Source organism: Agrobacterium sp. DKPNP3 (assembly GCF_052686535.1).
Map to the genome: position 1 here is coordinate 1 of NZ_JBQYSN010000146.1, position 7,607 is coordinate 7,607.

5 protein-coding genes are annotated in these 7,607 nt (G+C 61.6%); 3 read left to right on the forward strand and 2 right to left on the reverse strand.

What is annotated here, in order from left to right:
* Window positions 1-1,243, forward strand: a 1,243-nt coding sequence (locus ACUTJJ_RS24095; RefSeq protein WP_445543672.1) for an OmpA family protein, incomplete at its 5' end; no start/stop codon positions are given.
* Window positions 1,244-1,528: 285 nt separating this feature from the next.
* Here ACUTJJ_RS24095 and ACUTJJ_RS24100 read toward each other — a convergent pair.
* Both ACUTJJ_RS24100 and ACUTJJ_RS24105 read right to left on the reverse strand, forming a co-directional pair.
* Window positions 1,529-2,452, reverse strand: a complete 924-nt coding sequence (locus ACUTJJ_RS24100; RefSeq protein WP_063948667.1) for a pseudouridine-5'-phosphate glycosidase — start codon at window positions 2,450-2,452, stop codon at window positions 1,529-1,531.
* 29 nt (window positions 2,453-2,481) lie between these two features.
* Window positions 2,482-3,423: a carbohydrate kinase family protein gene (locus ACUTJJ_RS24105; RefSeq protein WP_445543673.1), complete on the reverse strand. Its 942-nt coding sequence runs from the start codon at window positions 3,421-3,423 to the stop codon at window positions 2,482-2,484.
* Window positions 3,424-3,669: 246 nt separating this feature from the next.
* Between ACUTJJ_RS24105 and recA the strand changes: the two genes are divergently transcribed.
* Window positions 3,670-4,758, forward strand: a complete 1,089-nt coding sequence (gene recA, locus ACUTJJ_RS24110; RefSeq protein ID WP_063948669.1) for a recombinase RecA — start codon at window positions 3,670-3,672, stop codon at window positions 4,756-4,758.
* A gap of 236 nt (window positions 4,759-4,994) precedes the next feature.
* Window positions 4,995-7,607: alanine--tRNA ligase (alaS, locus tag ACUTJJ_RS24115; protein WP_445543674.1), on the forward strand; the 2,613-nt coding region annotated here is incomplete at its 3' end.

Below are 7,607 nucleotides of genomic sequence, written 5' to 3' on the forward strand. Positions count from 1 at the left end.
CGCTGTTCCGCAGACCGAAGCACCGCCAATGACGAAGGAGCAGCTGGACAAGGCCAAGGCCATCGCAAAGGATCCGTCCAAGACGGCCGATACCGTTATCCTGCCGGTCGACAAGGGTGCTGCCGTTCTTGACAGCGACAAGGAAGTGGAGCGCTCCGGCAACCGCCAGACCCGCGAAGAACGCCGTCGTGAACGCGAACAGGCCGGCGACTTCAAGGTCCCGACCTCCGACGCCGAGGCGCAGCGCGCCGGTGCTGCCGAAGGCAAGGCCCCGCCGCCGCCCGTCAAGCTGGAAGCGATCACCTCCCAGCAGGGCGAGCGTGTCGACCGTCGCCCGCAATATGAGCGGCCGGACGGCGTACGTGAATGGCAGCCGCGTGAGGGTCGCCCGCGTGATCGCGATGGCGATGCGCCGATCATCCTGCAGTTCGGTGACCGCGTCGTGGTGCGTGGCGACGACAACCAGCGCTTCATCCGCGATGGCGGCGAGCCTTATTACGAGCGTCTGCCCGGCGGTCGTGTCCGCGAAACCGTGGAACGTCGCGATGGCACGCAGGTCGTGACGATCCGTAACCGTTATGGCGACGTGATCCAGCGTTCGCGCATCGACGATCGCGGTCGTGAATATGTGCTGTTCTATGCACCGGAGCTGATGGACGATCCCGACCGCGATTATGTTTACCGCGATCCCGGCCTCGACCTGCCGCCCATGCGTCTGCGCATTCCCGTGACGGACTACATCATCGACACGTCGAGCGATCCGGATCGCGATTATTATCGCTTCCTGGAACAGCCGCCCGTCGAGCCGGTGGAACGTGTCTATTCGCTGGACGAAGTGCGCTATTCGGCCCGTATCCGCGACAAGGTGCGCCGTATCGACCTGGATACGATCACCTTTGCGACCGGCAGCGCCGAAATCCCGATGGCGCAGGCTCGCTCCTTGCGCAAGGTCGCCGACGCGATCAACAAGGCGCTGCAAAAGAACCCGGCGGAAACCTTCCTCATAGAAGGCCATACCGACGCCGTCGGTTCGGATGAAAGCAACCTCGTTCTTTCCGACGAGCGCGCCGCCTCTGTCGCCAACGTGCTGACCGATGTCTACGGCATTCCGCCGGAAAACCTCGCGACGCAGGGTTATGGCGAGCGTTACCTGAAGGTCCAGACCCTTGGCCCGGAACAGCAGAACCGCCGCGTCACCATCCGCCGCGTGACGCCGCTGGTGAAGCCGGTCGCTCAGAACTGATCGGGTTCAAATAGAAAAAACAAGGCCCGGAAGCGCAAGCTCTCCGGGCCTTTTGCTGCTTACGATGTCCCCAACGCCGAGGCATTTGGCAAAGCTTGATCATCCGCAACCCGTCACCCCGGACCAGATCCGGGGTCCAGCGTGATCAAGTCCTTGATCACGAAAGACTGTTTCACGGCGCAGACGCGCCGTGGCTGGATGCCGGATCTAGTCCGGCATGACGGAGGAGAGGTTTTCGAACCCTGCCGTCACCCGCAACCTTGAGGATGATCCCAACCCCGACGGTCAGCTTAGCGCCACCGCAATCTCGGCCGCGAGCTGCGCATTGTTGCGAACCAGCGCGATATTGGTCTCGAGGCTGCGGCCGTCCGTCAGGCGGAAAATGTCGCCCAGCAGGTACGGCGTCACCGCCTTGCCTGTCACTTCATCGCGTTCGGCATGCGAGATGGCGCGGTTGATGTAGATTTCCATTTCCTCGCGCGGAATTTCGTCGGCTTCCGGCACGGGATTGGCTACCAGCATGCCGCCATCGATGCCGAGCTGTTCGCGGGTCGTCTGGAAGTTGGCGATTGCGGCCGGGCTGTTCAGCGAAAGTGGGCTCGCCAGGCCGGAGGAGCGCGACCAGAAGGCCGGGAACTCTTCCGAGCCGAAGGTGACGACGGGTACGCCGTTGGTTTCGAGGACTTCGAGCGTCTTCGGAATATCGAGAATGGCTTTCGCGCCGGCGCAGACGACGATGACGCCCGTTTTGGCAAGCTCGGTCAGGTCGGCGGAAATGTCGAAGGTCTCTTCCGCACCCTTGTGCACACCGCCAATGCCGCCGGTCGCGAAAACGCGGATGCCGGCGCGGGCAGCGGCGATCATGGTGGCGGCAACCGTCGTCGCGCCCGTGCGGCGCTCGGCGATCGCAAAGGCGATATCGGCGCGCGAGACCTTCATGGCATCCGTGGTCTGGGCCAGCGCCTCGAGCTGATCCTTCTCAAGGCCTATATGCAGCGTGCCGTGAATGACGGCGATGGTGGCCGGAACCGCGCCCTGATCACGGATGATCTGCTCGACGCTTTCCGCCATCTCGATATTGCCGGGATAGGGCATGCCGTGGGTAATGATGGTCGATTCGAGCGCAACGAGCGGCGCACCGCGCTGCTTGGCGGCGGCGACTTCCTGAGAATAGACGATCGGCAGGAGAGGGGAGATGGGGCGGGTCATTTCATCTGTTCCAGTTCTTAAAAGCGGGTTCATGCCAGCATTTCGGCCTGGGGAACAAGCCCCAACATGGCTTCGACACTGTCTTTTGATAGGTCGTGGGATGTCGCAAAGGGTGACTGCACGGTAATCGCCGCTGCCGCGGCTCCCTGTCTCAACGCCTCCCTAATTGTTTTTCCCTCCGCAATGGCAGCGAGGTAACCGGAGGCCATGGCATCCCCGGCGCCGGTGACGTCCTTCACTTCGCGGATGAGGGGCGGGTGGAGGATTGCTTTTTCCGTTTCGTTGAAGGCCACGACTTCGCTTGCGCCGCGGGTGACGACGCCGCCGGAAAGCCCGGCCTCGCGCAAAATATCGGGCCAGTCACGAACATTTTTCGCCGTCTCGCCGGTAAGAGCGCGGGCTTCCGCCTCATTCATGAAGAGAATGTCGATATCGCCGAGCGCCGCTTTCAGCTTCACCGCCTTTGCAGGCGAAATGGCGATGGCGGCGAGCGGCTTTTCGCAGGCGCGGGCAACGAGGCCAAGTGCCGTCAGCGTATCCTCAGGCAGGTTGGCGTCGCAAAGCAGGATATCGCTCGCCGTGATCGCCTCGTGCACGGCGCGTATCTTGAGGCGGCGGGGCGTAAAGAGCTTGTAGAGGTCCATATCGGCAAGCGCGATGACGAGATTGCCGTCACGCTCCAGGATGGCGGTGTAGCTTGGCGTGCGCCGGTCGAGGAAGGTGAAAGGCGTGTCCTCGACTCCCGCCTGTCGCGCAGCCTCCGCCACCGCTTCGCCCGTCACGTCGCCGCCGCGTGGGGCGATGATACGGACTTGAAAGCCAAGCCGGGAAAGGTTGCGCGCGGCGTTGAAACCGCCACCGCCCGCCTCTTCCATCCACGAGCCGGGGTTGCTGGCGCCCGGCACCGTTTCAGTCTCGATCATGCCGCGCCTGTCGATGTGCGCGCCGCCCAGAACGAGTATTTTCTTCACGCTTGCATTTCCCTCTTTGGCGGATGGAAAGACCGGACGATTCGGCCTAAACTGACGTCTTCCTGACCTCGCCTCCAGTTTACGGCAAGGGGCCGCGCACAGAAAAACGAAAGCAGAACAAACGACTTATCACTATTTGTTTTCAATACGCTGGCTCAGCCTTGTGAAATGAGAACAAATAGAGTACATACCGTTCCCATACTGCTACATTGCCTGTGCGGCTTCAATAACCTAAAGGTGGTTCGGATGGCACAAAATTCTTTGCGTCTCGTAGAGGATAAATCGGTGGATAAAAGCAAGGCACTGGAAGCGGCGCTCTCCCAGATCGAACGGTCGTTCGGCAAGGGATCGATCATGAAGCTCGGTTCCAATGAAAATGTGGTTGAAGTGGAAACCGTTTCGACGGGCTCGCTCAGCCTGGATATCGCGCTCGGCATCGGCGGTCTGCCGAAGGGGCGCATCATTGAAATTTACGGTCCGGAAAGCTCGGGTAAAACGACGCTGGCGCTGCAGACCATTGCGGAAGCCCAGAAGAAGGGCGGCATCTGCGCCTTCGTCGATGCCGAACATGCGCTTGATCCGGTCTATGCCCGCAAGCTTGGCGTGGATCTGCAGAGCCTGCTGATCTCGCAGCCGGATACGGGCGAGCAGGCGCTTGAGATCACCGATACGCTCGTGCGCTCCGGCGCGGTCGACGTGCTCGTGGTCGACTCCGTTGCGGCGCTGACGCCGCGGGCGGAAATCGAAGGCGAGATGGGCGACAGCCTGCCGGGTCTTCAGGCGCGTCTGATGAGCCAGGCGCTGCGCAAGCTGACCGCTTCGATCTCCAAGTCGAAGTGCATGGTCATCTTCATCAACCAGATCCGTATGAAGATCGGCGTCATGTTCGGTTCGCCGGAAACGACGACCGGCGGTAACGCGCTCAAGTTCTACGCCTCCGTTCGCCTCGACATCCGCCGTATTGGCGCTGTCAAGGAACGCGAAGAGGTTGTCGGCAACCAGACCCGCGTCAAGGTCGTCAAGAACAAGATGGCGCCGCCCTTCAAGCAGGTGGAATTCGACATCATGTATGGCGAAGGCGTTTCCAAGACCGGCGAGCTGGTCGACCTCGGCGTAAAGGCCGGTATCGTTGAAAAGTCGGGTGCATGGTTCTCCTATAACAGCCAGCGTCTGGGGCAGGGGCGTGAAAACGCCAAGACCTTCCTGCGCGACAATCCGGATACGGCCAATGAGATCGAGCTGGCGTTGCGGCAGAATGCCGGTCTGATCGCTGACCGGTTCCTGCAGAATGGTGGTCCGGATTCCGGCGATGACGGCGACAGTGACGAAGGTTGATCCTGCCGTCAAGCGTCGGGCATCTGTTGCCGGGTTGCCTGCTTCGATGTGAACTGGATTGAACAAAATGGGCCGTGCGATTTCTTTCGCGTGGCCCTTTTTGTTTGCCTACGCGCCTTCACTGACCGCGGTGGCTGGACAGGGCCGGGCACGGACGATAAAAGCCAGTGATTTTGCAATATAGCCATCGTTTCCGATGGCAGGTGATGGACTCCAGCTGTGAGCGGTGTGTGGGCATGAGCGGTGTAAATGAAATTCGGTCGACCTTTCTCGACTACTTCAAGAAGAACGGACACGAGATTGTGCCCTCCAGCCCGCTGGTGCCGCGCAACGATCCGACGCTGATGTTCACCAATGCCGGCATGGTGCAGTTCAAGAACGTCTTTACCGGTCTGGAAAGCCGTCCCTATTCCACCGCCGCAACCGCGCAGAAATGCGTGCGCGCTGGCGGTAAGCATAATGACCTCGACAATGTCGGTTATACCGCCCGCCACCACACCTTCTTCGAAATGCTCGGCAATTTCTCCTTTGGCGATTATTTCAAGGAAGAGGCGATCACCCACGCCTGGAACCTGATCACCAAAGAATTCGGCATCGACCGCAATCGTCTGCTGGTCACGGTCTATCACACCGACGACGAGGCCTTTAACCTCTGGAAGAAGATCGCCGGTTTCTCCGACGACCGCATCATCCGCATCCCGACCAGCGACAATTTCTGGGCGATGGGCGATACCGGCCCCTGCGGTCCCTGTTCCGAAATCTTCTACGACCACGGCGATCATATCTGGGGCGGCCCGCCCGGCTCGCCGGAAGAAGATGGCGATCGCTTCATCGAAATCTGGAACCTCGTCTTCATGCAATATGAGCAGGTGACGAAGGAAGAGCGCATCGACCTGCCGCGCCCGTCGATCGATACCGGCATGGGTCTGGAGCGTATTTCCGCGCTGCTGCAGGGCAAACATGACAATTACGATACGGACCTGTTCCGGGCGCTGATTGCCGCTTCGGTGGAAGCGACAGGCGTTCCGGCTGAAGGTGAGAAACGCGCCAGCCACCGGGTCATCGCCGACCATCTGCGCTCGTCCGCCTTCCTCATTGCCGATGGCGTCCTGCCGTCCAATGAAGGCCGCGGTTATGTTCTGCGCCGCATCATGCGCCGCGCCATGCGCCATGCCGAACTTCTCGGCGCACGCGAGCCGCTGATCTACAAGCTGCTGCCGTCGCTGGTGCAGCAGATGGGCCGCGCCTATCCGGAACTGATCCGCGCCGAAGCGTTGATCTCCGAAACGCTGAAGCTCGAGGAAACCCGTTTCCGCAAGACGCTGGAACGCGGCCTGTCGCTGCTGTCGGACGCAACTTCCACCCTGCACAAGGGCGACATGCTGGATGGCGAAACCGCTTTCAAGCTTTACGACACCTATGGTTTCCCGCTCGACCTGACGCAAGACGCGCTGCGCGCCCGCGAAATCGGCGTCGACATCTCCGGCTTCACGGATGCCATGGAGCGCCAGAAGGCGGAAGCCCGCTCGCATTGGGCCGGCTCCGGCGACAAGGCCACCGAAACGATCTGGTTCGAGCTCAAGGAAAAGCTCGGCGCGACCGAGTTCCTCGGTTATGACACGGAGACTGCCGAAGGCGTCATTCAGGCCATCGTCAAGGACGGCAAGGCCGTTGAGAGCGCTGCGGATGGCGAGACCGTGCAGGTCGTCGTCAACCAGACGCCGTTTTATGGCGAGTCCGGCGGCCAGATGGGCGATACCGGCGTCATCACCGGCGACAACGGCGCCTTTGCCGTTTCCGACACCCAGAAGCGGGGCGAAGGCCTCTTCGTCCATATGGGCACCGTTTCCAAGGGCGGCCTGAGAGTCGGCGATGCCGTTCAGCTGACGGTCGATCATGACCGCCGCTCGCGTCTGCGCGCCAATCACTCCGCCACCCACCTGCTGCATGAGGCGTTGCGTGAAGTGCTCGGCACCCACGTTGCCCAGAAGGGGTCGCTGGTCGCGCCCGAGCGCCTGCGTTTCGACGTTTCACACCCGAAGCCAATGTCTGCCGAGGAGCTGAAGGTTGTCGAAGAGATGGCCAACGAAATCGTGCTGCAGAACTCTCCTGTCGTCACCCGCCTGATGAGCGTCGATGACGCCATTGCCGAGGGCGCGATGGCATTGTTCGGCGAAAAATACGGTGACGAGGTTCGTGTCGTCTCCATGGGCACCGGCCTGCATGGCGCAAAGGCCAACCGTCCTTACTCCGTCGAGCTTTGTGGCGGCACGCATGTGGGCGCTACCGGTCAGATCGGTCTCATCCGCATCCTCGGTGAAAGCGCCGTCGGTGCCGGTGTACGCCGTCTCGAGGCAGTTACGGGGCAAGGTGCTCTTGCCTATCTCGCGGAACAGGATGAGCGAGTGAAGGCGCTGGCCTCGTCGCTGAAGGTTCAGCCGGGCGATGTGCTGTCGCGTGTTGAAGGCCTGCTGGACGAGCGCAAGAAGCTGGAGCGCGAGCTTGCCGATGCTCGCCGCAAGCTCGCCATGGGCGGCGGTTCGGCCGATGCCGGCGCAAGCGACGTCAAGCAGGTTGCGGGCGTCAACTTCCTGGCAAAATCCCTTGCTGGGATCGATGCCAAGGATCTGAAGGGGCTTGCCGATGAGGCCAAGGCCAATCTCGGCTCTGGCGTCGTGCTGCTGATCGCCGTTTCCGAAGATGGCAAGGCAAGCGCTGTCGCCGCCGTGACCGAAGATCTGACGGCCCGTTTCAGCGCTGTCGATATCGTCCGCACCGCGTCTGCTGCCCTTGGCGGCAAGGGCGGCGGCGGCCGCCCTGATATGGCACAGGCTGGCGGCCCAGATGGC